Consider the following 23,666-nt stretch of genomic DNA (forward strand, 5'->3'; position numbering starts at 1 on the left):
CCGCGCCGGAGACGGTCAGTCGCGCAGTTTGCGCGGTGCCGCCAGAGGGCGTTTCTTCCAGCCGGTGAGGTGGTGGATGATGCGGTAGCGCAGGGCAAAAGGCAGCATGGCCAAAAGCTTCATCGACCATGTGAAGCGCCACGGAAAACTCGTTTCGAAGCCGCCGCTGTGCAACGCCTTCACCATCCGGCGGGCGGCGTGCTCCACCGGCATCAGGGCTGGCATGGCAAAATGATTGCGCGCCGTTAGCGGCGTGTCGATGAAACCCGGATTGATGACCTGCAGGCGGATGTTCATCTTGTCGAAGTCGTGCTTCAGTGCCTCGGCGAAGTTGTTCAGCGCGGCCTTTGATGCGCCATAGGCCGCAGCCGAAGGCCAGCCGAAATAGCACGAGGCCGAACCCACCAGAACGACCTGGCCGCGCCCACGCAGGCGCATCCGGTCGGTCACAGGCGCCAATCCGTGGATCACGCCGAAAAGATTGATGTCGAACGTGTTGATGATGTTGAGCGCATCGAGCCGTTCGCCGCGCGTGGGGTGATAGATGCCGGCATTGAAGATCGCGAGTGCGATTGCACCCGCTTCCTTCTCGATTGCCGCGACGAGCTTGCGCATGCCGGCCCCGTCCGTCACGTCGCAGGGAAAGGGTATGATCCTGCCGGGCAGGCCAATCGCGTCATTCGCCAGTGTGGCGAGCCGTTCCTCGTCACGCGAGGTGACGGCCACCGTATAGCCTTGCGAGGCAAGGTCGCGGGCCACCGCCCGGCCGATGCCGGTGCTTGCTCCCGTTATCCATGCCACCCCGTCGCTGGGGTTTGCCCGGTACAATGCCGCCATACGTTGACTCCATGATCGCCACCTACCTACTGTCATCGCCGTGCGATGGAAAGGGCGTCAGAATGCGCTTTCGGTTTAGCGCGCCGCTGGCGGAATTTCTTTCCTTGAAAGCGCGCGCATCGGTTTTTACTGTCCGCCTTTGACAGATAAAGGAATTTTTCCATGCATCCTTCGGTAATCGAAGCTATCGGCAACACGCCGCTGATCAGGTTGAGACGCGCCTCGGAAGAAACAGGCTGCGAAATCCTCGGCAAGGCGGAGTTCATGAATCCGGGCCAGTCGGTGAAGGACCGTGCCGGCCTCTTCATCATCGACGATGCGGAAAGGAAGGGCCTGCTGAGACCGGGCGGTGTCGTGGTGGAAGGCACGGCCGGCAATACCGGCATCGGCCTTACCGTCGTTGCCAAGGCGCGCGGTTATCGCACCGTGATCGTGATTCCCGACACGCAGAGCCAGGAAAAGAAGGATGCGTTGCGCTTGCTCGGGGCGGAACTCATCGAGGTGCCCGCAGTGCCTTACAAGAACCCGAACAACTATGTGAAAGTATCCGGCCGGCTTGCCGAGCAGCTTGCAAAAACCGATTCGAACGGAGCGATCTGGGCAAACCAGTTCGACAATATCGCCAATCGCGATGGCCATATCCGGACCACGGCGCAGGAAATCTGGACCCAGACCAACGGCAAGGTGGACGGTTTCGTTTCGGCTGTGGGTACCGGCGGCACCCTGGCCGGCGTGGCGGCCGGGCTGCGCGAGAAGAGCCGCAACGTCAAGGTCGCGCTGGCCGATCCGCTGGGAGCCGCCCTCTACAGCTATTACACCAACGGCGAGCTGAAGGCCGAAGGTAGCTCCATCACCGAAGGCATCGGGCAGGGACGTATCACCGCCAACCTCGAAGGTTTTACGCCGGACTTTTCTTATCTGATACCGGATGAGGAAGCGCTGCCGATCATTTTCGATCTGGTGCAGGAAGAGGGACTCTGCCTTGGCGGCTCCACCGGCATCAATATAGCCGGCGCCATCCGTCTGGCGCGCGAACTGGGGCCGGGACACACCATCGTGACCGTGCTGTGCGACTACGGCACGCGCTATCAGTCCAAGCTGTTCAATCCCGAGTTCCTGCGCACGAAAAACCTGCCCATTCCCGAATGGATGGACCGGCAGCCCGAAATTTCCGTCCCGTTCGAGGCGGTCGCGTAATGGCATATATGACGAACGCGGTTTTTCGCGACGACGCCTATCTGGCCGAGGTCGATGCGACCGTTCTCGCCGTCAACGACCGTGGCGGCATCATCCTCGACCGAACCAATTTCTACGCCACGTCGGGCGGCCAGCCGGGCGATACCGGTTTCCTGACACGTGGCGACGGCAGCCGCATTGCCATTGCCGCAACCGTTACCGGCGAGACCAAGAACGAGATCATTCACGTTCCGGCCATCGACCAGCCCTTGCCCGAGCCGGGCGAGAAGCTGGCCCTTTCCATCGACTGGCCGCGCCGGCATCTCCTGATGCGCATGCACACGGCCTGCCACCTGCTGTCGGTGGTGTGTCCGTTCCCGATTACCGGTGCGGCGGTGGCGGAGGATGATTCGCGCGTGGATTTCGATCTGCCGGACGCGGGCTTCACCAAGGAAGAGGTGACCACGCGGCTGATGGAGCTGGTGGCGGCCGACCATCCGGTTTTCACGCGGCTCATCACGGAGGAAGAACTTGCCGCCAATCCGGGACTGGTGAAGTCGAAGAATGTGCGTCCGCCGGTCGGAACAGGCCAGATTCGGCTGGTCTGCATTGGCGAGAATGCGCTGATCGACAGCCAGCCTTGCGGCGGCACGCATGTGCGCGCCACCGGCGAGATCGGCGAGATCCACATCGGCAAGATCGAAAAGAAGGGACGCGAAAACCGCCGCTTCCGCATCCGCTTCGGTGCGCTGCCGGCGCAGTGACAGCTACGCCGGGCCTGCCGCCCCTGTGTCAAGTCGGGCTGGCTTGACGCATTTCATAGAAGCTTGCGCGCTCGTCCCAGCGGGTCAACAGATCCTGGGCGGCGCGCGGCACCGACACGGGATCGTTGGCTTCCGCCCGCAGCGGCGTCAGCCGCTTGCTGTTTTCAAAAGTCATTACCCAGATGAACTCGACTTCGTCGTCGGAAACGCGGCGCAAAAGCTCCATGTTGCGATAACCGGGCAGTTTCAACCCTTCTATCGCGGGAAACATCAGCGTTTCCATCAGGTGCTCGTAAGCGTCCGCCTTGTCGGGGGTGGTGTAGCTTCGCCAAATCCGTCTGATCACGCTCGTTACCTTCCTCGTACCGCTGCCCACCGCGAAGCAGACCCGAAGTGGGGTGCTTCGTCAGGCGGTGCAAGAGGCAGTCCCTCAAAAAGTGACGAAATTGTGTAGGTGCGACACGGGTTTGTCCGATTGCTGACATCTTGCGCGTGTTGAGGTTGATCAAGGCGGCCGTCGCATTGTCCGTTTAGACTGATGCGGATATGGATTCGTATCGTTGCGCGTCATGGAACCGCGCCAAAGGGAGCAAGACATGTCCGAGACCAGCCCTTTCGTCGTCGATGCAGACTGGCTTCAGTCGCGACTGGGATCGCCGGGCCTCTCGATCGTGGATGCGTCCTGGTATCTCCCGGCCCAGAAGCGCAACGCGCGCGATGAATATGACGCGGCCCATATACCGGGCGCGGTCTTCTTCGATCTCGATGCGGTCGTGGATCCCGATTCCGACCTGCCGCACATGCTGCCGCGCCCGAATGTCTTTGCCCAATATGCGGGCGCAATGGGCATTTCGGCCGATGACACCATCATCGTCTATGATGGCCCCGGCTTCTTCTCGGCGCCGCGCGTGTGGTGGATGTTCCGCGTCATGGGCGTCTATCAGGTCTATGTGCTTGATGGCGGCTTCGACCGCTGGAAGGCGCAAGGCCGGCCGGTGACTGCCGAGCCGACGAAAAGCGCGGCCAATGTGTTTTATCCGAGCTTCGATGCGTCGCGCGTGGTCTCGCTTGCCGACATGCGCCGGATCGTGGAGAGCGGGGCCGTCCAGATCGGCGATGCCCGTTCGCCCGGTCGCTTCGCAGGCGCCGAGCCCGAGCCGCGGCCCGGCATGCGCGCCGGCCACATGCCGGGAGCGAAAAACGTACCTTTCTCGGCGCTGTCGCGAGATGGCGAGTTCCTGCCGCTCGACGAGCTTCGCGAGGTGCTGGAGAAGGCGGGCATCGATCCGGACAAGCCGGTCGTCACATCCTGCGGTTCCGGTGTCACCGCTGCTGTCATCACGCTGGCGCTGGAGAGCCTCGGAAACACCGACACCAGGCTGTATGATGGGTCCTGGACCGAATGGGGCGGACAGGCGGATACGCCTGTCGTGACCGGCAAGGACTGATCATCTTCGAGCGGATTGAAAGGTGTTGACCAGCGCATGATCGACGACGACACGGAAAAGACCATCCCGGTCACGGTCACATTCCTGGAAATGAGCGCGCCGCCGGCCTCTTATCCGCCGCTGCCGTACAACAGGCAGGTGGCGTTGCTGCGCACGCGCGACATCCCCTTGCATTTCTATCGCTATCTGATGGACCGCGTGGGGCGCAAATGGCACTGGGTCAACGCCTTGAGGCTGGACGATGAGGAACTTGCCGCCGGCCTGCATCGCGAGGATCGCGATGTGCGCGTGCTTTATCTCGACGGCGCACCGGCCGGTTTCTTCGACATCAAGCCGCATCTGCCGCAGGAAGCCGAGCTTGCCTATTTCGGCATGATGGACCACGCCATAGGGCAGGGGCTGGGACGTTGGTTTCTCGGCGCGGCTATCGAAGCCGCGTGGTCTCACGAGCCGCGTCGCGTTTCGGTGCAGACCTGCACCATGGATCACCCCGCCGCGTTGCCACTCTATCAGAAGTTCGGTTTCTCGCCCATTGGCCAGAAACAGGAGGTCGTGCGCACAATGGCCTTTGCCGAGCGGGCTGCCAGCGTCATGCGGCCCTGAGGGCCTGCGCTCTTTCACAACCTGGTCTGAAAGCTCCGTTCATCAAGCCTTCAGCTTGGTGCGGGCATGTTCGCCGCCATCAAGACGGCCGCACGGCCAATGCCAAGGAGACCATCGCATGCTTACCCGTCGTCACTTTGCTACCGCCATGATTGCGCTGATCGCCGCGCCGGCCATTGCTTCCGCCCAGGGTACCATGCCTTCGGCATCCCAGATCGAACGCAGGCTGGAGGCCGGTCCCAGCCGCAGGCTGCGTCCCGAGCAGCGCGTGACCGTGCGCGAATTCAAGCGGCGCCCGGAATTGCGTCGCATGGCGCCCTCGATCGACATTCAGGCGATCAACTTTGAATTCGGCTCGGCCGGGGTGCCGAACTCGCAGTACCACAAGGTCGAACAGATCGCCGATGCACTCAAGCGCGTCTTGCGTCGCCGGCCCGGCAGCCAGTTCCTGATCGAGGGTCACACCGATGCGGTCGGTTCGGCCGCTTCCAATCAGGTCCTGTCCGAGCGTCGCGCCGAATCGATGAAGCGCGTGCTGGTGCGCCGGTTCCGTATTCCTGCCCGCGTACTCGAAACGGTCGGCTACGGCGAGGAATTCCTGCTTGTGCCGACGCAGAACGAGAACTGGGAAAACCGTCGGGTGACTTTCCGCCGGATCGACGATTTCGTGCGCTGACCTCAGCACGTTTCAAGCCCCGATTCTGTAGCCGCCGGTGAGCTTCGCCGGCGGCTTTTCATTAGCCGGAAACGCGGAATGGCAATGCTTTCCAAGTCACTAACGCGATCACACGGAACCGTGAGCCGGCGTCAAATGGCATCGCGCTCTTGTGATTGGTATGGCTGCCGGTCCGCGCCTATCTCAACGGTGTCGGGATGCTTCCCGGAGTGTTGTATTCCGGGATCAAGTGGCGGGTCGACGGGCTTGATCGGGGTTTATGGCCGCCATGCATTTCCGCGCCGATCCATCCATCCATGGATGGATTGCCGTTGTTATGAGGAGAAGTGAAATGAGAAAATTGCTGTTTGCCTCTGCGGTTGTCTTGCTAGGAACCGGTGCGGCTTTGGCCGATTCCGCACCGTCTTCCTCTATTGTGAACCCGGACCACGTCATCATGGAAACCTATGCCCAGGCTCGGACCACGGGTGATACGTACCAGCCTTCGACGATCGTCCATCAGCCTCGGTTCGACTACAGTAGTGCTGCCGCCATCCGGGCGCCCAGCGCTTATCCGAGCAACTTCAATGCGCGCGGTGGCGATGCGGCGCCTCCGCTTCATTGAGCCGTTGCATTTATTCCAGCAAGCCCGCAAGGGCTGGCGACCAATCGAGGGCGACGGATCACTCCGCCGCCCTTTTCTTATGCTTGTGCCCTCCGGGCAGGCGTTCAGGCCGCCAGCACCGTTTTCGGTTCCGCCATCTCGTAGCCCAGCGCTTCGGCTACCGCACGATTGGTTATCCTGCCCTTATGAACGTTGAGACCGTTGCGCAGATGGAGGTCGTCCACCAGCGCCTTCAGCCCCTTGTCAGCAAGCAGCAGCCCGTAATGCAGCGTTGCGTTGTTGAGCGCATGCGCCGACGTTACCGGCACGGCTCCTGGCATATTGGCCACACAATAATGGATTATGCCATCGACCTCATAGGTGGGGTTCGCATGTGTGGTCGGATGCGAGGTTTCGAAGCAGCCGCCCTGGTCGATCGCGACATCGACCAGCACCGAGCCTTTCTTCATGCCCGCCAGCATTTGGCGTGACACCAGTTTTGGCGCCGCCGCTCCGGGTATCAGAACGGCCCCGACCGCGACGTCGGCCGAGAAGCATTCCTCTTCCAGCGCTTCGACGGTGGAGTAACGGGTGTTGACGCGCCCGTTGAATATGTCATCGAGCTCGCGCAGGCGCGGAATAGAGCGGTCGAGAATGGTGACATCGGCGCCAAGCCCCACTGCCATCTTGGCCGCGTTGAGACCGACCACCCCCCCTCCGATAATCGCCACCTTGGCCGGCAGAACGCCCGGCACGCCGCCCAGCAACACGCCGCGACCGCCATTGGGCTTCTGCAACGCGGTGGCGCCGGCCTGAATGGCCAGGCGGCCGGCGACTTCCGACATCGGCGCCAGCAGCGGCAGGCCGCCGCGATCGTCCGTCACCGTTTCATAGGCGACCGCCGTGACACCGGAGGCCAGCAATCCCCTGGTCTGTTCGGGGTCTGGGGCAAGATGCAGATAGGCATAGAGAATCTGCCCTTCGCGCAATTGCGCCCATTCGTCAGGCTGCGGCTCCTTCACCTTCACGATCATGTCGCAGCGGGCATAAATCTCTTCCGCGGTTCTTGCGACAGCCGCGCCGGCCGCACGGTAGGCATTGTCATCGGCGCCTATACCCGCGCCTGCGCCGCTCTCCACCAGAATGTCATGGCCGTGGGCAACATATTCGCGTACAGAGCCGGGTGTCAGGCCGACGCGATATTCATTGTTCTTGATTTCTCTGGGGCATCCGACGCGCATTTCAGCTCCTCCGCTGTTACGTTACGTTCGGGCAAATCCATGAAATCACAGATTTGGCCGTGCATCCTTGCGAATTTCATTGCTGTTCGTGCGTAGAGTGGATAATCCTTGCGCAAGGAGCATTATTTTTCGCAGAAAGAACGAATAATGTCGCTGGACAGGATCGATATCGCCATTCTTGACGCTTTGCAGAAGGATGGACGCATTCCCAACGCAGCCTTGGCCGAACGGGTGGGGTTGTCCCAATCGGCCTGCTCACGCCGCCTGGACAATCTGGAAAAGAGCGGCGTCATCCGTGGTTATCATGCCCGGCTTTCCAATGCCGCACTGGGGCATCAGATGACCGCGATCGTCCACATCTCGTTGTCGGGACAGTTCGAGAAAACGCTCTCGGAGTTCGAAGCGGCCATCAAGCGATGCCCGAACGTGCTGTCCTGCCATCTCATGTCGGGCGAATATGACTACATCCTGCGCATCGCCGCGAAGGACCTCGCCGACTACGAGCGCATCCACAAGGAATGGCTCACGGCAATGCCGCATGTGACCAAGATCAATTCCTCCTTTGCGCTGCGGGAAATCATCGACCGTACCGCCCTTGGCATGAAGCCGGAACTGGCCTGACCTTTTCTCCGCTCTGGTGCGCGAACGTCATTCGCTTGTCACGCGCGCCTGCTGGACTCGAAAGAAAATCGGCGCGAAACTCCGCGTTTCGGCGTCGATTTTTTTCGACCAGTCCAGGGAGGGAGTTTTCATGTCGCAGATGCTTCATTCGGTTTCGCGCCGTTCGTTTATGGCGGGCTCTGCCGCGTTCGGCGCACTGGTGATGCTGCATCCGTTTTCGGCGCGCGCGCAGGCCAATCAGGCCCATCTCAGGATCATGGAGACCACCGACATCCATGTGAACGTGCTGCCCTACGACTATTACGCCGACAAGCCCAACGACACGATGGGTCTTTCGCGCACAGCCTCGCTGATCGACGCCGTGCGCAAGGAGGCCACCAACGCCATGCTGGTCGACAATGGCGACCTGCTGCAGGGCAGCCCGATGGGTGACTATATCGCCTATGAGAGGGGCATGAAGGAGGGCGATCTCCATCCGATCATGAAGGGCATGAACCTGCTCGGCTACGAATGCTCGACGCTCGGCAACCACGAATTCAACTATGGCCTCTCTTTCCTCGACAAGGTGCTGGCCGGCGCGAATTTTCCCTTTGTCTGCGCCAATTTGATCCGCGGTACCGAGCTTGCCGCCAATCCGCGCGACGACAAGCTCTATCTCAAGCCCTATGTGATCCTCGACAAGAAGATCAAGGACGGTGCGGGCGAGGAACATCCGATCCGTATCGGCGTCATCGGCTTCGTGCCGCCGCAGGTCATGGTCTGGGACGCCAAGAACCTGACCGGCAATGTCATGACCCGTGACATCGTCGAGACCGCCAGGGCATGGGTGCCGCAGATCAGGGAAGACGGCGCCGACATCGTGATTGCGCTGTCGCATTCGGGGATCGACGCCAAGCAGAGCGACATGATGGAGAACGCGTCGTTCTTCCTGGCCGGCGTGGAGGGCATCGACGCGGTGTTCACCGGCCACCAGCATCTGGTGTTCCCCGGCAAGAAGGATTTCCAGGGGCTGGAGGGCGTTGACACCGAAAAGGGCACGCTGCAGGGCAAGCCGGCCGTCATGGGTGGATTCTGGGGTTCGCATATGGGCCTGATCGACCTCCTGCTCGAGCGTGACGGCAAGAACTGGCGCGTCATTTCCGCGACCTCGGAAGCGCGGCCGATCTATGAACGTGTCGACAACAAGAACAAGGCTCTGGTCGAGGACGACCAGCGCATTGTCGATGCGCTCAAGGAAGATCACGAAGCCACGCTTGCCTATGTGCGCCGCCCGGTCGGCAAGACATCCGCGCCGCTCTATTCCTATTTCGCGCTGGTCGCCGATGACCCCTCGGTGCAGATCGTCAGCCAGGCGCAGACCTGGTACATCAAGGATCTCCTGAAGGAGACCCAGTGGAAGGACCTGCCGGTGCTCTCGGCTGCCGCGCCCTTCAAGGCGGGTGGCCGCGGCGGGGCGGATTACTATACCGACGTGCCCGCCGGCGATATCGCCATCAAGAATGTCGCCGACCTCTATCTTTATCCGAACACGGTGCGGGCGGTGGAGATCACCGGCGCGCAGGTCAAGGAATGGCTGGAAATGTCGGCCGGCATTTTCAATCAGGTCGAGTCAGGCAAGGCGGATCAGCCGCTCATCAATGCCGGCTTCCCGTCTTATAACTACGATGTGATCGATGGCGTGACCTACAAGATCGATCTGTCGCAGCCGCCCAAATATGACACCAAGGGCGGGGTGGCCAACGCCTCGGCCAACCGCATCAAGGATCTGATGTTCGAAGGCAAGCCGATCGATCCGGAGGCGAAGTTCGTGGTCGCCACAAACAATTACCGTGCTGGCGGTGGCGGCAACTTCCCCGACATCAACGAATCGAAGATCATTTTCGAAGCGCCCGACACCAACCGCGACGTGATCGTGCGCTATATCGTGGAGCAGAAGACCATCAATCCTTCGGCGGATGATAACTGGTCCTTCACGCCGCTGGCCGATACGAGCGTGATCTTCGAGACCGGCCCGAAGGCGAAGGATTTCCTGGATCAGGTCAAGGGCGTGAAGATCGAAGCCGCAGGCGAGGGCGCAGATGGCTTTGCCAAATTCCGCATCACGCTCTGACGCTCGGCATGGTTCCAGAGGGAGCGGTTTCAACGCTTCCGTGGAAGCGGGGCCGATCAGACGCAAGAAGGGCGGCAGATTGCTCTGCCGCCCCCTTGTCAACCTGCGCTGGCAGCAGATCAGCGCTCGATAATCTCATCCTGCGGGTTGACGACGACTGAGGAGGGGGCCGCGTCACCGCCACGCAGGTTGTGCGTAGTCGTCGCGAAACCACCGAACCCGGCAGCGCCAGTCAGGTCAATCGAGCTGGGCGGGGTGACCACGACCGAGGAAGGGGCCGCGTCTCCACCGCGCAAATTGTGGGTTGTGGTGGCGAAGCCGCCGAAACCCGCCGCCCCTGTGATGTCGATATTTGTCGGCGGATGCATCAGGATGACGGGTGGAGGGGCATCGCCGCCTCGGGGGTTGTAGATTTGCGCGTTGGCCATGGAAGCGCTTGACGCTATCAGGGCTGCAACGATGGGGATGACGATCTTCTTCATGGTACTTCTCCGATTTCTGTTCGCCGGTCGGCCTTGCGGCCCTCGAGCGATGGACTTTCGGAAGAGAAGTCTGGGAGGACTTGGGTTCCTTGCTTGGTAATACGTCCCCGAGATAGGACCAACTACGATCCCTTTCCAATCAATCCCGCGCGATGCTGCGTTCACTGCGCGTCACGTATTCGTGTGTCGGGTAAAACCCGTGTACCTGGTGAGGCTTTTCCGTGGTCGGCCCAGGCGGAGCGGAAACCAGATTTTCGAAGATATTGTTTTAAAACAAATAGATAGAGCGTTGTGCTGTTTCCGAAAACACGCCATCACGCTCCAGGCGGTGGAGACGGCCTGGGAGGTAGCCGTCTCCGGCACGGTGCGCATCGATGCGACGCTGCAAAACGTGCCTGTATTTTGTGGCCGCGAAACCTGCGCCGCCACAGCGTCCGCCGCAAAGGGCGGAAGATCGACCCGATTAGCGGTTGTCGGCGCGCTGACGGATGATCTGGGCGCGCTCCTGCTGGTTGGTCGCACCGGCCGGCGAGGAGATCGCGGCGTTCGACGAATAGTCGATATTGGTCGGATGATTGACCACTACCGATGCCGGGGCGGCGTCATGACGAACGGCCTGCGCATCCTGGGCAGCGGCAATGCCGGTGGTCAGGACGAGGGCGGAAAGGGCAATGACTGTCTTCTTCATTTGTATTCTCCAGAGCTTGTTTTGATTGCATGCGCGAGCGGGGAAATACGGCAGCCGCGGGTCAATTCTCCTACGGCGGTTCCGGTCGGTAACGTCTTGGGGGACCCTCTCACCTTGCGATCAATGACGCTCATATGGAGGATCAGACCACGAAAAATAAGCCGGCTGAGGATCAACAGAACGCGATAAAATCGGCACCCCGATCACGCGAACGTGTTCGATCGTTCGCGGGCTGCGAAGTCGGGGGAAGGGCTCAGGCGTTTTCGGCCACGCCTGCGACAACTGCATGACAACTCCCGCAGAAGCCCGAACGGCCCGTGGAGAAATTGCATTGACGTGCTGGCTGCGGAGCTCCAAAAGATGCGCGCATCAGCAGGAGGCGGCATTGATCCGGCATATCGTATTCTTCAGCGTGCGCGAGGGAGAGGAAGTCGAAACCGTCCGCGCCGGACTCATGGCGCTCGCGGACATTCCCCACGCGGACCATTTCGAAGTGACGCTGAACACCAAGGTCGATCCGATGTGCGATGCCATCGATCTCGTCGTCTATGCGGAATTCATCGACGCGGCGGCCCTTGCCGCCTACAAGGCCCATCCGCTCTACGCGGAAACGACGCGCAAGGTGCGGCCCATGCGTGAGCTGCGCTTTTCCGCCGATGTGGTCGCCGAGAACCGGTAGAGCAATAATACCTGTTCCAGAATAGTCCCGGCATGTGGCGGTTGCACGAAATCGGGACAGGCGCGGTTCGATCGCCTTGTCTCGTAATGACCCAATGCGCCTGACACGCGGGGCCAAAACCCCGCATTTGTACGGTTTTCCTGCAATGGCGGCCATTGGCACGGCAATTGCGTCACTGTCTATGCAAGGCGGGGGCTTTGCCGAGGCAGTTTCGACGCTGCTTCCGGAAAGAAGGGGTGGGCGCTCGGTCGGAGCATGACATCGGTTCATGCCCGACCGGGTTCCTTGTTGGGGCGGCATGGACATGTCGCCTCGACAGGCCCATCTTGTGGTGGGGTCATCCTTGCAGGCAACATCATGCTCATTCCACGAAAAATCCCGATAGACGAGATTTACGTTCCGGCCGCGCGCCGCAAGACGTTGCACCCGGAGACGGTGCGGCTGATTGCCGAAAGCATCGTCGAGAACGGCCAGCAGACGCCGATTCAGGTGCGTCATGACGGCAAGCGCTATGTGCTGATCGAAGGACTGCATCGCTTGGAGGCGTTGAAATGGCTCGGCGAGACGACCATCGACAGCTATCTGGTGCAGGCAAGACGGCATTAGTTCGGGATCAAACGTTTCAGGTCGCCGCAGCCTGGAGATCGCGGGAGGAAAACCAGAGATCGCGATAGATGGCCACGGCCGTTTCATCCGGCTCACGCTCCTCGGTCGGCCAAACGGAGGCGACGAGATGCGCCTCATGACGGTCGGGTGTCCTGCGGCAGTCGCCCAGGCTGGAGGCGCCCACGCAAGGGATGAACCAGGAGCCCATCAGCGGCTGTGCGCGATAGCCTTCGTCCACGCGCCGGATGAGCAGCGCGAGGCCGATCGTTTCCGAAGGCCGCCAGGGAAATATCAGGCGCCCATCCGGCCGTAACGCACGCAGCCACGACAAGGGCGGGCAGGTGGCGCCGGCATTCACATAGATCAGGTCGCTCGACGGGATCGGCATTCGCGTGGCGTCGCCGGAAGTAACCGATACGTTTGTATAGGAGGCGAGGTTTCGTTGCGCCTGTTGTGCGAGGCTGTCCTCGATCTCGAAGGCCGTGACATGACCGTCCGGCAGCACCAGAAGCGAAAGCATTGCCGTATAATAGCCCGTGCCCGCGCCGATATGGCATACCTGTTCGCCCGGTTGGGGAGATACGGCTCCTATCCAGGCCGCGTGAAGATAGGGCTCGCCATTGTTGATGCCCTTGGCGATATCAAGGGCCACCAGCGCGTTCTGGTAGAGATAGATCGGATCGTTGTCGGGCGTTTCGACATAATAATGGTCGACCAGGATGTTCCACGGCCCCGGAGGCATGAAGGCCTCGCGCGGCACGGCCTCGAACACCTGCCGCAAACGTGGATCGCTGGAACGGCTCGCTGTCGCCATCAGGTCGGCATAGAAGGACCTTGCCTTCTTCAAATCCCTTGCGCTCGACATGCCTGCCTCCACTGAGCGCTGTCAATGGAATGCCTGTGTGCGGGTGCCGTCAATGGCAATGCTACCCCCAAGCCGGGATGCCGCCTATGGCGCCCGTGTAATGCCATGCTGGCGCCAGACGATTCCGTCTGGCTGCAAAATGCTCTAGGCTCGGCCGACTCAAGTGAGTCGAAGTATCCGCGTCGGTCGCGGATTATGCGCAAGGCTGGCGCAAGCGACCATCCGCAAAGTGTTCGTACCATCCGGTGTTTTGGCAATTGGCAAGGGGAAGCCGATGCAGACCATGGTCGAAGACTGTCTGAAGCCGCGCCTGACGGAGCGCGTGGACATTCTCACCGCGATCAATATCCTGCGCTCGCGCGGGTATGAGCAGGACGCGCTGATCAGCGAAATCACGCGGCTGTTCTATGTCGATCTCGACGAATTCAATTCGGTCATCGGCTGGCTTGAGCACGGGTCCGAACGCCGCGAGGCAGCGTTCTCCTAGTTCCTCTCCCCGAGCTGAAGCCAACCCGACATGGCGGCACCGTTTCGGGTGCCACTGCCCCATTACAGCGGGATGTTGTCGTGCTTCTTCCAGGGGTTCTGGAGGTCCTTGTTGCGCAGCATCCTGAGCGCGCGGGCCACGCGACGGCGTGTCGAGTGCGGCATGATCACCTCGTCGATATAGCCGCGTTCGGCCGCGACGAAGGGCGACAGGAAGCGATCCTCATAGGTTTTCGTGTGCGCCGCGATCTTCTCCGGATCGCCAATGTCCTTGCGATAGATGATCTCAACCGCGCCCTTGGCTCCCATCACCGCGATCTGTGCGGTCGGCCAGGCATAATTCATGTCGCCGCGAAGATGCTTCGAAGCCATGACGTCGTAGGCGCCGCCGAAGGCCTTTCGGGTGATGACCGTGACCTTCGGCACGGTGGCCTCTGCATAGGCGAACAGCAGCTTGGCGCCGTGCTTGATCAGGCCGCCATATTCCTGGCTCGTGCCGGGCAGGAAACCCGGAACGTCCACGAAGGTCACGATCGGGATGTTGAAGCAGTCGCAGAAGCGCACGAAACGCGCGGCCTTGCGGCTGGCATCGGAATCCAGAACACCCGCCAGCACCATCGGCTGGTTGGCGACGAAACCGACCGTGCGGCCTTCCATGCGCCCGAAGCCGGTGACGATGTTTTTGGCGAAGCTTGGCTGGATTTCGAAGAAGTCCCCTTCATCGACCGTCTTCAGGATCAGTTCCTTGATGTCGTACGGCTTGTTGGCATTGTCGGGGATCAGCCGGTCGAGCGACATGTCGTGCTCGGTCACCGATTGGTAGCATTCGATCTCAGGGATGTCGGCGGTGTTGGAGGCGGGTAGGAAGTCCACGAGCCGGCGCATCTGCAGAAGCGCCTCGACATCATTGTCATAGGCGCCGTCGGCGATCGAGGATTTGGTGGTGTGGACGGAAGCGCCACCCAGTTCCTCGGCGGTCACGGTTTCATTGGTGACGGTCTTCACCACGTCCGGGCCGGTGACGAACATGTAGGACGTGTCGCGCACCATGAAGATGAAGTCGGTCATGGCGGGCGAATAGACGTCGCCGCCGGCGCATGGGCCCATGATGACGGAAATCTGCGGGATAACGCCGGAGGCCAGCACATTGCGCTGGAAAATCTCGGCGTAGCCGCCGAGTGCGGCCACGCCCTCCTGGATGCGCGCGCCGCCGGCATCATAGAGACCGATGATCGGCGCGCGGTTGCGCAGGGCCATGTCCTGCACCTTCTGCACCTTCTCGGCATGCGCCTCCGACAGCGAGCCGCCGAATACGGTGAAATCCTTGGCGAAGAGATAGACCGGCCGGCCGTTCACCGTGCCCCAGCCGGTTACGACGCCATCGCCGGCGATCTTGCTCTTCTCCATGCCGAAGTCGGTCGAGCGGTGCTCGACATACATGTCGAACTCCTCGAAAGACCCTTCGTCCAGGAAGATTTCGATACGTTCGCGAGCGGTGAGCTTGCCCTTGGCGTGCTGTGCCTCGACACGGGCCTTGCCGCCGCCCATGCGGGCTATCTCGCGGCGGCGCTCGAGTTCCTTCAGCACATCCTTCATGACGAAACGCTCCCTGGGAAAATCCTTTGCCAGCGGTGTTAGCACGCCGGAGGGGGAGCGCAAATATTCCAGGGATATTCCAGGGTTGGAACGGTGCGCCCCGCCGCGCTTGGGGCGAGGCGCGCGACCCTCTTACCAGGAGCCGGTATTGGCCATCGAAGCCCAGGGTTCGGCCTTTTCCCTGGCCGGTCCCTTCTGCAGCAACTCGATCGAAATGCCGTCTGGCGACTTGATGAAGGCCATGTTGCCATCGCGCGGCGGGCGGTTGATGGTCACGCCCTTGTCCATCAGGCGCTGGCAGGTCTCGTAGATGTCGTCGACCTCATAGGCGAGGTGGCCGAAATTGCGGCCGCCCTTGTACTCTTCGGGATCCCAGTTGTAGGTGAGTTCCAGCAATGGCGCCTGTTCGGCAATGCCCGACTGCTCGTCGACCGGCGCGGCAAGGAAGATCAGCGTAAAGCGCCCCTGTTCGTTTTCCGAGCGGCGGACTTCCCTGAGGCCCAGCTTGTTACAGTAGAAATCCAGCGAAGCGTCGACATCGGCGACGCGAACCATTGTGTGCAGATAGCGCATGTTTCAATCCTTGTTCTTGCTGCGGGAACATAGGGCGGGTGGTCGGTTGCGGGCAACCCGCAAATCGGCCGACCCCGTGTCGGGAAAGCTGATCCACAGTATTGCGCTGTCGAAATGGCGAAAAAAACGGTCTCGGCTCTTGCACATCGCTGAATCCGAAGTGTTAATCTGTGCTTAAGAATCATTGGCGTTTGTAATCGAGAAGAGGTGCGATCGATGGGGGAGAGAGCCTCTTTCGCGGGGCGAGACTTGGCCGGGGGCGATGCCTTTAAACGTGACGAGACTGGTGAAGGCGTCGATCTGATCGAAGTCTCGGGGGCCATTAAGTGGTTCGACGTGGCCAAGGGCTACGGCTTCATCCTGCCGGATGACGGCGGGTCCGATATTCTCCTCCATGTCACCTGCCTGCGCCGCGACGGCTTCCAGACGGCACTCGAAGGCGCGCGTGTCGTGTGCCTGGTGCGTCAGGGCGAGCGCGGCCTGCAGGCTTTCCGCGTCCTGTCGATGGACAATACCACCGCGATCCATCCGGCCGAGACGCAGGAAACGCGCACGCATGTCTCCGTCGTGCCCGAAAGCGGGCTGGAGCGCGCGCTGGTGAAGTGGTTCAACCGCACCAAGGGCTTTGGCTTTCTTACGCGCGGCGAGGGCACCGAGGATATCTTCATCCATATGGAGACGTTGCGCCGCTATGGCCTGACCGAACTACGCCCCGGGCAGGTGGTGCTGGTGCGTTTCGGGCGTGGCGACAAGGGCCTTATGGCCGCCGAGATCCACCCCGACATCGGGACCCCGCCTATCGCTCACTGATCGCGTCCGGGCGATCCGCAATGTGATCGTGGAAAGCCGGTCTGAACAGGCCGGCTTGTTTTGTATGGGGCTATCGTGGGCTATATGGTCCGGCGCTGCGCGGGCGCTGATCCAGCCAGCCGAACATCGTCGAACAGGAACCGCCATGCCTCTCAAAATCTGGTCCACCGTGTTCTTTGCGCTGACGCTCGGGTTCGTGGCGGCGTTCTTGCTTCCGCAGTCGGCCATCGCCGGGCAGCCAATGATCCTGCCGACCGATCCGGCACCGCTGGTGGCGGTGACAGCCGGGGGCGAGCGCAGCTTCTCGATAGAAATCGCCCAGGATGATCTCCAGCGCGCCGCCGGATTGATGTTCCGCGAGTGGATGGCCGACGACCATGGCATGTTGTTCGTCTTCGACCAGACACAGCCTGTCGGCTTCTGGATGAAGAACACGCCGATGCCTCTCGATCTCGTTTTCGTCAGGGAGGATGGCAGCGTGGAATCCGTGGGGCACGGCGAACCGTTCTCGGAAGCGCTGATACCTTCGCGCGGACCGGTGCGCTTCGTGCTTGAATTGAAGGCCGGCATCGCCGAAAAAGCCGGCATCAAGGAAGGCGTCCAGTTGCGCCATCCCGCCATCGCCGCCGCCTCGGCCAACTGATCCGTCGCGGATGGCGCTTTCGGGAGGGCAATGCGGGCGTCCGTGGACCGGCTGCCGGCCACCGCGAGGCTGCAATTCAAGGGGATAAGCGAGCGTGACTCAATTCTTCACTCATGACGGCTTCGAGCTTGCCTTTATCGACCGCGCGCCAGCGCAGGGAGAAGGACAGCCGGTGCTGCTCATCCATGGTTTTGCCTCCAGCCATCTGGTGAATTGGGTTTCGCCGGGCTGGGTGAAAACGCTGACAGAGGCCGGCTATCGAGCCATCGCCCTCGACAATCGCGGACACGGCCTGTCCTCCAAGAGCTATGAGGCGGACGACTACACACCTGAAAAGATGGCGAGTGACGCGGCTGCCCTGCTTGACCATCTCGGCATCGAGCACGCCCATGTGATGGGCTATTCGATGGGCGCGCGCATTTCCGCCTTCATGGCGCTGGCCACACCCGAAAAGGTTACGACGCTGGTGTTCGGCGGTCTTGGCTTCGGAATGATCGACGGGGTCGGCGACTGGGACCCGATCGCCGACGCGCTGCTGGCTGACGATCCGGCGGCGATCGGCCACACGCGCGGAAAAATGTTCCGTGCCTTCGCCGATCAGACGAGAAGCGACCGCAGGGCGCTCGCGGCCTGCATTTCCACCTCGCGCGCCGAGCTGACCGAAGCCGAGGTTGCCCGCATCATGCAGCCCACGCTGATCGCCGTGGGCACCACGGACGACATTGCCGGCTCGCCTGAGAAGCTTGCGGCGCTGATGCCCAACGCAATCGCCTTCGACATCGAGGGCAGGGACCACATGCTTTCGGTGGGGGATCGCACCTTCAAGAAGCGCGTGCTGGAGTTCTATGCCGACAATCCGCTCTAGGCCCGCTCCGACCCGACCGATGGTTTTCGGGAGGGATTGTTTTGCGCATCTGCTTGAAACGGCGACATACATAGCCATTTCAGGCTAGGATAAGGAAAATTGAGTTCAAAGCTGCCGACGCGCAGCCTATATGTTTGCCGGACGAGAAAATCCGGCGACGGAGACAACCGATGACCACAAGCAGCGCCCCGCGTACCGGCACACTCAAGCCGATCGACCCTATCTGGAATTCCATACGCGATGAAGCAGGCGAGGCGGCCTCGCGCGATCCTCTGCTTGCTGCCTTCCTCTATTCGACGATCCTCAATCAGAGCAGCCTCGAGGATGCGGTGATCCATCGCCTTGCCGAGCGGCTTGGGCATGAGGATCTGCGCGCCGATCTCATCCGCCAGACGTTCAGGGCGATGATCGACGACAATCCGGACTGGGCGACCACCGTGCGCGTCGACATCCAAGCCTACTACGATCGCGATCCGGCCTGCGACCGCTTCCTGATGCCGGTTCTCTATTTCAAGGGCTTCCACGCCATCCAGACGCACCGGCTGGCGCATTGGCTGTGGCATCGCGGCCGGCGCGATTTCGCGTTCTACCTGCAAAGCAGGTCTTCCTCGGTCTTCCAGACCGACATTCACCCCGCCTCGAAGATGGGCAAGGGCATCTTCATAGATCATGCCACGGGGCTGGTGGTCGGCGAGACGGCGGTGATCGAGGACGATGTGTCGATACTGCACGGCGTGACGCTTGGCGGCACCGGCAAGACGGGCGGCGATCGTCATCCCAAGATTCGCCATGGCGTGCTGATCGGAGCCGGGGCCAAGATACTCGGCAACATTGAAGTCGGTCATTGCTCGAAGATCGCGGCCGGTTCGGTGGTGCTGTCGCCCGTGCCCCACAACAAGACGGTGGCCGGCGTGCCGGCGCGCGTGGTGGGCGAGACGGGTTGTGACGAGCCCTCGCGCCAGATGGATCAATTCCTGCCTTCGCAGGCGATGGACCACGTCGTTACCTTCGACATCTGACACCCGCGTGCCCGCGTTTGCGCGGAACCGGATGCAGCGTCGGTTTGTCCGGTGGTTTGTTCCCGCGTCGCCTTTACATCGCCAAGCCCGGCGTGCCAGAAGCGCCATTCATTGAACCAACCCGCCATCGGGAGAAAACTGTTGAAGCCGGAAGAAATCAGAAAACTCGACGCATATTTCAAGCGGACGTTCCAGAATCCGCAACTGCAGGTGAAGGCGCGCCCGCGCAAGAACGATTCCGCGGAGGTCTATATCGGCGACGAGTTCCTCGGCATCGTCTTCAAGGACGAGGATGATGGCGACTACAATTTCTCCATGGCCATCCTCGACATCGATCTGGGCTGATTGCTCAGGAAAAACCGGCCGTTGATGTTCAATGGCCGGTTTTCAGATATTGCGCCGCCTTGGCGCGAACGGCCGCCTCCAGTTGCGGCCATTCAGGCAGGAATTCTCGCGGAAACCGATAGGTGAGGCTGAGTTGCCTGCCCAGATGAATGTCCCGTTCGCATGGCGCAAGGGATTCCTCCGCGGCAGGTCCGCTCAGGCATCGCGCCACAAAAGGGGTATCGCCCGGTCGCGTGGCAACGGCCAGAACCTCGTTCACATAGCCTGACTTTTCCTTGAAATCGTAAAGTGTGACGCCGCCCTTGTCCGGCATGCCCGGCTGCTCGATCAGCGCGGCATAGATCGGCGCGAAGCGGCCGCCCATATCGCGCGACATCATGCGCTCCTCGAACGACAGGAACAGGATGTGCCGGGAGCCGCCGGCATTGTTGAAATCGTTGCGTGCGGCTTGCGAATAGCCATCCATGTCAGGCCAACGTAGGTAGAGATCGAGCCGCGAGGCGACGCCGTCATGCCGCGCCTTCTCGAAACGGATGGCATTGGCGGGAACGGATAGCACATCGTTGCCGATGACGATTTCGTGCGGCGTGCGGTCCTCGGTGTGACCGGCAAGGGCGATTGTGCGGCCGAGCCATTTGCCGCCGACATTGATCGCGATGGAAAGCGCTGCAAGCGCGGCGAAAGCGCAGAAAAGCTTCGGCAGGAGAGGGGCGCTTTGCGACCTTTCCTTGTCCTGCGCCATCGCGGCCTGTGTCATTGCGTGTTTCCTGGAAAGCGCGAACGGCGCCGATATCAGGCTGCCGGATGAGAGCCTGAACTGTGCAGCTTCATGGTAAATGGCTGGTAAATGCGTTGCCCGCTTGGCTTGGCGGGCGGCTTCCCGTAAGCGTGACCCGCAAACACGCCGACCAGTATCCGGAGGAGCAAATGCCGCTTTATGCCATCGACGGGAGCCGTCCAGAATTCGAGGACGAAGAGAGCGCCTGGATTGCGCCCGACGCCAGCGTGATCGGCGAGGTCTGGATGGGGAGCGGTGTCAGTGTCTGGTTCGGCTCGGTCGTCCGCGGCGACAACGAGCCGATCCGCATCGGGCAAGGCTCCAACGTGCAGGAGCATGTGGTGATGCACACCGACCCCGGCTTCCCGCTCACCATTGGCGCGGACTGCACGATCGGCCACAAGGCGATGCTGCATGGCTGCACGATCGGCGACAACAGCCTGATCGGCATGGGCGCGATCGTGCTCAATGGCGCTCGCATCGGCCGCAACAGTCTGGTCGGTGCCGGCGCTCTGATCACGGAAGGCAAGGAGTTTCCCGACAATTCGCTGATCGTCGGGGCACCGGCCAAAGTGGTGCGAACGCTGGATGACGCCACGATTGCCAGGCTGGGGCAGTCGGCCAGGCATTATGTGGCCAACGGCAAGCGGTTTCGCGAGGGGCTTGTGCGACTGGACTAGAAATTGACGGCGAGGCCGGATCAGGGCTTCGTTCAAGAACAAAGCCGGCTCGGGATGCGAGCCGGCTCGAAAGCCTGACACTTGACGGAAAGCAGGGACGTTGCCGTCAGCGAAGGCTCGCCACCGCGTCGGCGCGACCGTCGTTGATCTGGATCCAGACACCCGAATTGTGTTCGGACTGGCGCTTCAGATAGGTGTAATCGGTCTTGCCCCAGGCCAGAACCTGCGGCTCCAGATTGTCGAGGATGAACTCGCCGCTGCCGGTGCGTACGGTAAGAACGGCATGGCCATCGCCGTTCGGCTGCCGCACCACCGTGATCAGGAGGTCGCCGGCCGGAACGCCCAGCGCCATCAGGCGGCGGCGCTTTTCCAGGACGTAGTCTTCGCAGTCGCCTTCGTTATTGTCGGGATAGGCCCAGTGCTCTTCCTGACCGTAGATTTCCATGTCGGTGCGCGGCGCGACTTCCGTGTTGACGGCTGCGTTGACGTCGATCATTGCCGCCCACAGCTTGCGCGTCAGTTCGATGGGCTTGCGCCGCGGCGTCTTCTGATTGCACTCATCCGGCAGGCGCCGGCAGAACTCATAGTGTCCCACGGGCTGCGTGGTGCGGCTGCCGACATGCATGAAGGGCTCGGCGGCATTTGCCTGAGCCATTGCTCCGCCCAGTCCCATCAATGCCGCGAGAGCCACGATTATTGCTTTTGTTCTTGTCATTATGAAACGTCCCTGTTTGACGCCACAATGACAGGGTCGGATTTATTCCGCGCAAATCCGTGAAGTAGATATTGAATGGTGGGTGAAAGGATTTGGAAACAAGTTCGGTGAAGCCAAGTATAAAATTAATATAGAATTATGGTTGAAATTGATTGCGAGTGGCAGCAAATCATTAAGCTTGACGTTTTGTTGCCGGATGTACGGTTGCCGCAAACGAAAAGACCGGCCAGTGGCCGGTCCTGATGGTGGCAGGGAAATTCTGTAGGCGGTTTGGATCAGCCGCCGCGATTGAATTCGGAATCCAGCGTTTCCGGCCGCTGCACGACCGCGAATTCGATGGCGACCCCATCCTCGAAATGGCGCACCACCTGTCCGCGCATGGTGCCGAGCATCACCTGAACGCCGATGGCGGGTTTTACGTCGATCTCGACCGCCGCGCCCGAGAGCGACAGGTCGATGATGCGGCAGCGATACTGGCGTCCGTCGCCGAGTTGGAGCGTGCTCATCGGGTTGCGCGGCGCGATACGTTCGTGGCGGCGATCTTCGGGCAGGGCCAGCTCGTGCTTGTTGGCCAGCCAGGTGAGCTGCGCGGCGAGCTTGTCGCGCTTGCGGTCGGAGGCAATGATGGTCATGGCAAAGCCGTCGGGCAGTATGCGCGTGATGACGCCCTCGATGCGGCCGACATGGTCGAGATAGGCGATTACCTTTTCGCCCGGTTCGCCGACCTCATTGCAGCGCAGCGCGACATTGCCCGGCGACATATCCACGACCTGGCAAGGATGCTCCGTGCGGTCCTCCAGCATGAGACGGCCATAGATATTCACGCGGACGCGTTGGAAATTACGCCGTTCCGCCGCCGATGGCGTGTAGTTGATCGCCGCCGATCTGGTTGTCTGTCTCTGCTGCATGCATACGCCCTCGCGCTTGCGCGCGACCAATCCCATGCGGGAAAAATACGGTTATACAGGTTAACAAACGTGTAAGTGTCAACGCGGGTGCGCGGGCCGGCTCCTATTCGTCCAGCCCGCCCTTCAACACCACGAGATGGCGGATGCGACGCGCGCCCATGGTTTGGGCGGCATCGGCAAAGGCACTGTCGCTTGGTGCAAGCGGCGGCACGGTGACTGCCGGCCGGTTTTTCAGGAACATCGGCTCGCGATCCGGATCGATGACGCGGACCGATTCGATCAGCGCTTCCACGATAGGGTCCGCACCGAGCCAGAAGGGCTTGTAGCAGGACGTGACGATGCCCAGCGCGCGCGGGTTCTCCAGCCCGCCCTCCAGCGGCAGGAGCAGCAGTTCGAATGCCGTTGTGCGGCCGGTCAACGAGCGGCCACCGAAGGCCACGACAACCACCGACTTGGAATGGAACACATCATAGGCAAGCCGGGCGATCAGTCGCTGGTCCTTGTCGCGCCACAGCGAAGGGAAGGAGAAGCCCTTCAACTCGCGTCCATAGGTTGCGCACAGGCGCGTGCCGGCAAGGCGGAAGATCGCTTCGCCGCGTGTGTCGCGCTCGAGGATGAAGGTGTCGGCCAGCAGGCCCTTGATGTCGGCCGGCTCGATTTCGGTACGCTTCGGCGCTGGGCGACCATCGCGCAATCGGTTCCAATAATGGAACAGGTCGATTGATCCGTCTTGTTTCATGCTGCTCCGCTCCGCGCAATCTGCCGTCTTGTGTCCCAATGGCGAACAGAAAGCCGTCGTTCGATGATCTACATGCTCGGCGAAGCACGTTGCGTGCCAGCCCGGTTATCGGTTTGTTAACCGTTCGGGG

29 protein-coding genes are annotated in these 23,666 nt (G+C 61.3%); 17 read left to right on the forward strand and 12 right to left on the reverse strand.

Annotation, left to right across the window (positions count from 1 at the left end; translation table 11 throughout):
- Nucleotides 1–15 precede the first annotated feature (15 nt).
- On the reverse strand, nt 16–837 hold the full coding sequence (locus C7441_RS18855) for an SDR family NAD(P)-dependent oxidoreductase (RefSeq protein WP_109614205.1): 822 nt from the start codon (nt 835–837) through the stop codon (nt 16–18).
- A 162-nt stretch (nt 838–999) separates the two neighbouring features.
- On the opposite strand from C7441_RS18855, the gene C7441_RS18860 reads away from it, so the two are divergent.
- Nucleotides 1,000–2,034, forward strand: a complete 1,035-nt coding sequence (locus C7441_RS18860) for a cysteine synthase A (RefSeq protein ID WP_109614206.1) — start codon at nt 1,000–1,002, stop codon at nt 2,032–2,034.
- Complete coding sequence (locus C7441_RS18865) at nt 2,034–2,777, forward strand: alanyl-tRNA editing protein (RefSeq protein ID WP_109614207.1); 744 nt, start codon at nt 2,034–2,036, stop codon at nt 2,775–2,777. The genes C7441_RS18860 and C7441_RS18865 overlap by 1 nt, the downstream gene beginning before the upstream one ends.
- Before the next feature lie 28 nt (nt 2,778–2,805).
- Here the strand turns inward: C7441_RS18865 and C7441_RS18870 are convergent, their stop codons facing one another.
- A complete protein-coding gene (locus tag C7441_RS18870) occupies nt 2,806–3,060 on the reverse strand; it encodes a hypothetical protein (RefSeq protein ID WP_146201528.1) in 255 nt (84 codons plus the stop codon).
- 313 nt (nt 3,061–3,373) lie between these two features.
- Here C7441_RS18870 and sseA point away from each other — a divergent pair, with 313 nt between their 5' ends.
- From sseA to C7441_RS23855, 4 genes are all read left to right on the forward strand, one after another.
- Nucleotides 3,374–4,225 (forward strand): 3-mercaptopyruvate sulfurtransferase, encoded by an 852-nt coding sequence (gene sseA, locus C7441_RS18875; protein ID WP_109614240.1) that lies wholly within the window; start codon nt 3,374–3,376, stop codon nt 4,223–4,225.
- 36 nt (nt 4,226–4,261) lie between these two features.
- Entirely contained in the window at nt 4,262–4,828 is a 567-nt protein-coding gene (locus tag C7441_RS18880; protein WP_210205678.1) for a GNAT family N-acetyltransferase, read from the forward strand.
- A gap of 118 nt (nt 4,829–4,946) precedes the next feature.
- Entirely contained in the window at nt 4,947–5,504 is a 558-nt protein-coding gene (locus C7441_RS18885; RefSeq protein WP_109614209.1) for an OmpA family protein, read from the forward strand.
- 331 nt (nt 5,505–5,835) lie between these two features.
- Nucleotides 5,836–6,108 (forward strand): hypothetical protein, encoded by a 273-nt coding sequence (locus tag C7441_RS23855; protein WP_146201529.1) that lies wholly within the window; start codon nt 5,836–5,838, stop codon nt 6,106–6,108.
- 104 nt (nt 6,109–6,212) lie between these two features.
- On the opposite strand, the gene ald is transcribed toward C7441_RS23855, so the two are convergent.
- The gene (gene ald / locus C7441_RS18890; protein WP_109614210.1) at nt 6,213–7,328 is read right to left on the reverse strand and encodes an alanine dehydrogenase; all 1,116 of its coding nucleotides are present in this window, start codon (nt 7,326–7,328) and stop codon (nt 6,213–6,215) included.
- A gap of 147 nt (nt 7,329–7,475) precedes the next feature.
- Between ald and C7441_RS18895 the strand changes: the two genes are divergently transcribed.
- Both C7441_RS18895 and C7441_RS18900 read left to right on the forward strand, forming a co-directional pair.
- Complete coding sequence (locus C7441_RS18895; RefSeq protein WP_109614242.1) at nt 7,476–7,949, forward strand: Lrp/AsnC family transcriptional regulator; 474 nt, start codon at nt 7,476–7,478, stop codon at nt 7,947–7,949.
- 130 nt (nt 7,950–8,079) lie between these two features.
- Nucleotides 8,080–10,059, forward strand: a complete 1,980-nt coding sequence (locus C7441_RS18900; protein WP_109614243.1) for a bifunctional 2',3'-cyclic-nucleotide 2'-phosphodiesterase/3'-nucleotidase — start codon at nt 8,080–8,082, stop codon at nt 10,057–10,059.
- Nucleotides 10,060–10,178: 119 nt separating this feature from the next.
- Here C7441_RS18900 and C7441_RS18905 read toward each other — a convergent pair whose 3' ends face one another.
- On the reverse strand, nt 10,179–10,541 hold the full coding sequence (locus C7441_RS18905) for a hypothetical protein (protein WP_019170416.1): 363 nt from the start codon (nt 10,539–10,541) through the stop codon (nt 10,179–10,181).
- Nucleotides 10,542–11,004: 463 nt separating this feature from the next.
- Complete coding sequence (locus C7441_RS18910) at nt 11,005–11,229, reverse strand: hypothetical protein (protein WP_019170415.1); 225 nt, start codon at nt 11,227–11,229, stop codon at nt 11,005–11,007.
- 385 nt (nt 11,230–11,614) lie between these two features.
- Between C7441_RS18910 and C7441_RS18915 the strand changes: the two genes are divergently transcribed.
- The gene (locus C7441_RS18915) at nt 11,615–11,908 is read left to right on the forward strand and encodes a Dabb family protein (RefSeq protein WP_109614244.1); all 294 of its coding nucleotides are present in this window, start codon (nt 11,615–11,617) and stop codon (nt 11,906–11,908) included.
- 357 nt (nt 11,909–12,265) lie between these two features.
- Nucleotides 12,266–12,514 carry a ParB N-terminal domain-containing protein gene (locus C7441_RS18920; protein ID WP_019170413.1) on the forward strand — a complete coding sequence of 83 codons (249 nt, stop codon included), beginning with the start codon at nt 12,266–12,268 and terminating at the stop codon, nt 12,512–12,514.
- A gap of 16 nt (nt 12,515–12,530) precedes the next feature.
- On the opposite strand, the gene C7441_RS18925 is transcribed toward C7441_RS18920, so the two are convergent.
- The gene (locus tag C7441_RS18925) at nt 12,531–13,379 is read right to left on the reverse strand and encodes a protein-L-isoaspartate O-methyltransferase family protein (protein ID WP_109614211.1); all 849 of its coding nucleotides are present in this window, start codon (nt 13,377–13,379) and stop codon (nt 12,531–12,533) included.
- A 274-nt stretch (nt 13,380–13,653) separates the two neighbouring features.
- On the opposite strand from C7441_RS18925, the gene C7441_RS18930 reads away from it, so the two are divergent.
- Complete coding sequence (locus tag C7441_RS18930) at nt 13,654–13,866, forward strand: hypothetical protein (protein WP_109614212.1); 213 nt, start codon at nt 13,654–13,656, stop codon at nt 13,864–13,866.
- 62 nt (nt 13,867–13,928) lie between these two features.
- Here C7441_RS18930 and C7441_RS18935 read toward each other — a convergent pair whose 3' ends face one another.
- Both C7441_RS18935 and gloA read right to left on the reverse strand, forming a co-directional pair.
- Nucleotides 13,929–15,461, reverse strand: a complete 1,533-nt coding sequence (locus C7441_RS18935; RefSeq protein ID WP_109614213.1) for an acyl-CoA carboxylase subunit beta — start codon at nt 15,459–15,461, stop codon at nt 13,929–13,931.
- Nucleotides 15,462–15,593: 132 nt separating this feature from the next.
- On the reverse strand, nt 15,594–16,034 hold the full coding sequence (gene gloA / locus C7441_RS18940) for a lactoylglutathione lyase (RefSeq protein ID WP_109614214.1): 441 nt from the start codon (nt 16,032–16,034) through the stop codon (nt 15,594–15,596).
- A gap of 216 nt (nt 16,035–16,250) precedes the next feature.
- Between gloA and C7441_RS18945 the strand changes: the two genes are divergently transcribed.
- The 5 genes from C7441_RS18945 to C7441_RS18965 all read left to right on the forward strand — a co-directional run bounded on the left by C7441_RS18945 (nt 16,251) and on the right by C7441_RS18965 (nt 19,716).
- Nucleotides 16,251–16,844 (forward strand): cold-shock protein, encoded by a 594-nt coding sequence (locus C7441_RS18945; protein ID WP_109614215.1) that lies wholly within the window; start codon nt 16,251–16,253, stop codon nt 16,842–16,844.
- A 145-nt stretch (nt 16,845–16,989) separates the two neighbouring features.
- Entirely contained in the window at nt 16,990–17,487 is a 498-nt protein-coding gene (locus tag C7441_RS18950; protein ID WP_109614216.1) for a DUF192 domain-containing protein, read from the forward strand.
- Nucleotides 17,488–17,581: 94 nt separating this feature from the next.
- Entirely contained in the window at nt 17,582–18,352 is a 771-nt protein-coding gene (locus C7441_RS18955) for an alpha/beta fold hydrolase (protein WP_109614217.1), read from the forward strand.
- A 170-nt stretch (nt 18,353–18,522) separates the two neighbouring features.
- Nucleotides 18,523–19,371, forward strand: coding sequence for a serine O-acetyltransferase (gene cysE / locus C7441_RS18960; protein ID WP_109614218.1), 849 nt, complete (start codon nt 18,523–18,525; stop codon nt 19,369–19,371).
- Nucleotides 19,372–19,512: 141 nt separating this feature from the next.
- Nucleotides 19,513–19,716 carry a DUF3126 family protein gene (locus C7441_RS18965; protein WP_019170404.1) on the forward strand — a complete coding sequence of 68 codons (204 nt, stop codon included), beginning with the start codon at nt 19,513–19,515 and terminating at the stop codon, nt 19,714–19,716.
- 28 nt (nt 19,717–19,744) lie between these two features.
- Here C7441_RS18965 and C7441_RS18970 read toward each other — a convergent pair whose 3' ends face one another.
- A complete protein-coding gene (locus C7441_RS18970; RefSeq protein ID WP_109614219.1) occupies nt 19,745–20,473 on the reverse strand; it encodes a hypothetical protein in 729 nt (242 codons plus the stop codon).
- Between the two features lie 170 nt (nt 20,474–20,643).
- Here C7441_RS18970 and C7441_RS18975 point away from each other — a divergent pair, with 170 nt between their 5' ends.
- Nucleotides 20,644–21,174, forward strand: a complete 531-nt coding sequence (locus C7441_RS18975; RefSeq protein ID WP_109614220.1) for a gamma carbonic anhydrase family protein — start codon at nt 20,644–20,646, stop codon at nt 21,172–21,174.
- Nucleotides 21,175–21,280: 106 nt separating this feature from the next.
- Here C7441_RS18975 and C7441_RS18980 read toward each other — a convergent pair whose 3' ends face one another.
- From C7441_RS18980 to C7441_RS18990, 3 genes are all read right to left on the reverse strand, one after another.
- Nucleotides 21,281–21,889 carry a transglutaminase-like cysteine peptidase gene (locus C7441_RS18980; RefSeq protein ID WP_170125189.1) on the reverse strand — a complete coding sequence of 203 codons (609 nt, stop codon included), beginning with the start codon at nt 21,887–21,889 and terminating at the stop codon, nt 21,281–21,283.
- Nucleotides 21,890–22,164: 275 nt separating this feature from the next.
- The gene (locus tag C7441_RS18985; RefSeq protein WP_109614245.1) at nt 22,165–22,797 is read right to left on the reverse strand and encodes a PilZ domain-containing protein; all 633 of its coding nucleotides are present in this window, start codon (nt 22,795–22,797) and stop codon (nt 22,165–22,167) included.
- Nucleotides 22,798–22,900: 103 nt separating this feature from the next.
- Entirely contained in the window at nt 22,901–23,536 is a 636-nt protein-coding gene (locus C7441_RS18990) for a PAS domain-containing protein (protein WP_019170399.1), read from the reverse strand.
- Nucleotides 23,537–23,666 lie beyond the last annotated feature (130 nt).

Origin of the sequence: Pseudaminobacter salicylatoxidans (assembly GCF_003148475.1) — a bacterium.
GTDB lineage: Bacteria > Pseudomonadota > Alphaproteobacteria > Rhizobiales > Rhizobiaceae > Pseudaminobacter > Pseudaminobacter salicylatoxidans.

Bases quoted from the DNA above. Each gene is read 5' to 3' on its own strand.
- C7441_RS18855 (WP_109614205.1), bottom strand. From the start codon at position 837: ATGGCGGCATTGTACCGGGCAAACCCCAGCGACGGGGTGGCATGGATA.
- C7441_RS18860 (WP_109614206.1), top strand. From the start codon at position 1,000: ATGCATCCTTCGGTAATCGAAGCTATCGGCAACACGCCGCTGATCAGG.
- C7441_RS18865 (WP_109614207.1), top strand. From the start codon at position 2,034: ATGGCATATATGACGAACGCGGTTTTTCGCGACGACGCCTATCTGGCC.
- C7441_RS18870 (WP_146201528.1), bottom strand. From the start codon at position 3,060: ATGGAAACGCTGATGTTTCCCGCGATAGAAGGGTTGAAACTGCCCGGT.
- sseA (WP_109614240.1), top strand. From the start codon at position 3,374: ATGTCCGAGACCAGCCCTTTCGTCGTCGATGCAGACTGGCTTCAGTCG.
- C7441_RS18880 (WP_210205678.1), top strand. From the start codon at position 4,262: ATGATCGACGACGACACGGAAAAGACCATCCCGGTCACGGTCACATTC.
- C7441_RS18885 (WP_109614209.1), top strand. From the start codon at position 4,947: ATGCTTACCCGTCGTCACTTTGCTACCGCCATGATTGCGCTGATCGCC.
- C7441_RS23855 (WP_146201529.1), top strand. From the start codon at position 5,836: ATGAGAAAATTGCTGTTTGCCTCTGCGGTTGTCTTGCTAGGAACCGGT.
- ald (WP_109614210.1), bottom strand. From the start codon at position 7,328: ATGCGCGTCGGATGCCCCAGAGAAATCAAGAACAATGAATATCGCGTC.
- C7441_RS18895 (WP_109614242.1), top strand. From the start codon at position 7,476: ATGTCGCTGGACAGGATCGATATCGCCATTCTTGACGCTTTGCAGAAG.
- C7441_RS18900 (WP_109614243.1), top strand. From the start codon at position 8,080: ATGTCGCAGATGCTTCATTCGGTTTCGCGCCGTTCGTTTATGGCGGGC.
- C7441_RS18905 (WP_019170416.1), bottom strand. From the start codon at position 10,541: ATGAAGAAGATCGTCATCCCCATCGTTGCAGCCCTGATAGCGTCAAGC.
- C7441_RS18910 (WP_019170415.1), bottom strand. From the start codon at position 11,229: ATGAAGAAGACAGTCATTGCCCTTTCCGCCCTCGTCCTGACCACCGGC.
- C7441_RS18920 (WP_019170413.1), top strand. From the start codon at position 12,266: ATGCTCATTCCACGAAAAATCCCGATAGACGAGATTTACGTTCCGGCC.
- C7441_RS18925 (WP_109614211.1), bottom strand. From the start codon at position 13,379: ATGTCGAGCGCAAGGGATTTGAAGAAGGCAAGGTCCTTCTATGCCGAC.
- C7441_RS18930 (WP_109614212.1), top strand. From the start codon at position 13,654: ATGCAGACCATGGTCGAAGACTGTCTGAAGCCGCGCCTGACGGAGCGC.
- C7441_RS18935 (WP_109614213.1), bottom strand. From the start codon at position 15,461: ATGAAGGATGTGCTGAAGGAACTCGAGCGCCGCCGCGAGATAGCCCGC.
- gloA (WP_109614214.1), bottom strand. From the start codon at position 16,034: ATGCGCTATCTGCACACAATGGTTCGCGTCGCCGATGTCGACGCTTCG.
- C7441_RS18945 (WP_109614215.1), top strand. From the start codon at position 16,251: ATGGGGGAGAGAGCCTCTTTCGCGGGGCGAGACTTGGCCGGGGGCGAT.
- C7441_RS18950 (WP_109614216.1), top strand. From the start codon at position 16,990: ATGCCTCTCAAAATCTGGTCCACCGTGTTCTTTGCGCTGACGCTCGGG.
- cysE (WP_109614218.1), top strand. From the start codon at position 18,523: ATGACCACAAGCAGCGCCCCGCGTACCGGCACACTCAAGCCGATCGAC.
- C7441_RS18970 (WP_109614219.1), bottom strand. From the start codon at position 20,473: ATGACACAGGCCGCGATGGCGCAGGACAAGGAAAGGTCGCAAAGCGCC.
- C7441_RS18975 (WP_109614220.1), top strand. From the start codon at position 20,644: ATGCCGCTTTATGCCATCGACGGGAGCCGTCCAGAATTCGAGGACGAA.
- C7441_RS18980 (WP_170125189.1), bottom strand. From the start codon at position 21,889: ATGACAAGAACAAAAGCAATAATCGTGGCTCTCGCGGCATTGATGGGA.
- C7441_RS18985 (WP_109614245.1), bottom strand. From the start codon at position 22,797: ATGCAGCAGAGACAGACAACCAGATCGGCGGCGATCAACTACACGCCA.
- C7441_RS18990 (WP_019170399.1), bottom strand. From the start codon at position 23,536: ATGAAACAAGACGGATCAATCGACCTGTTCCATTATTGGAACCGATTG.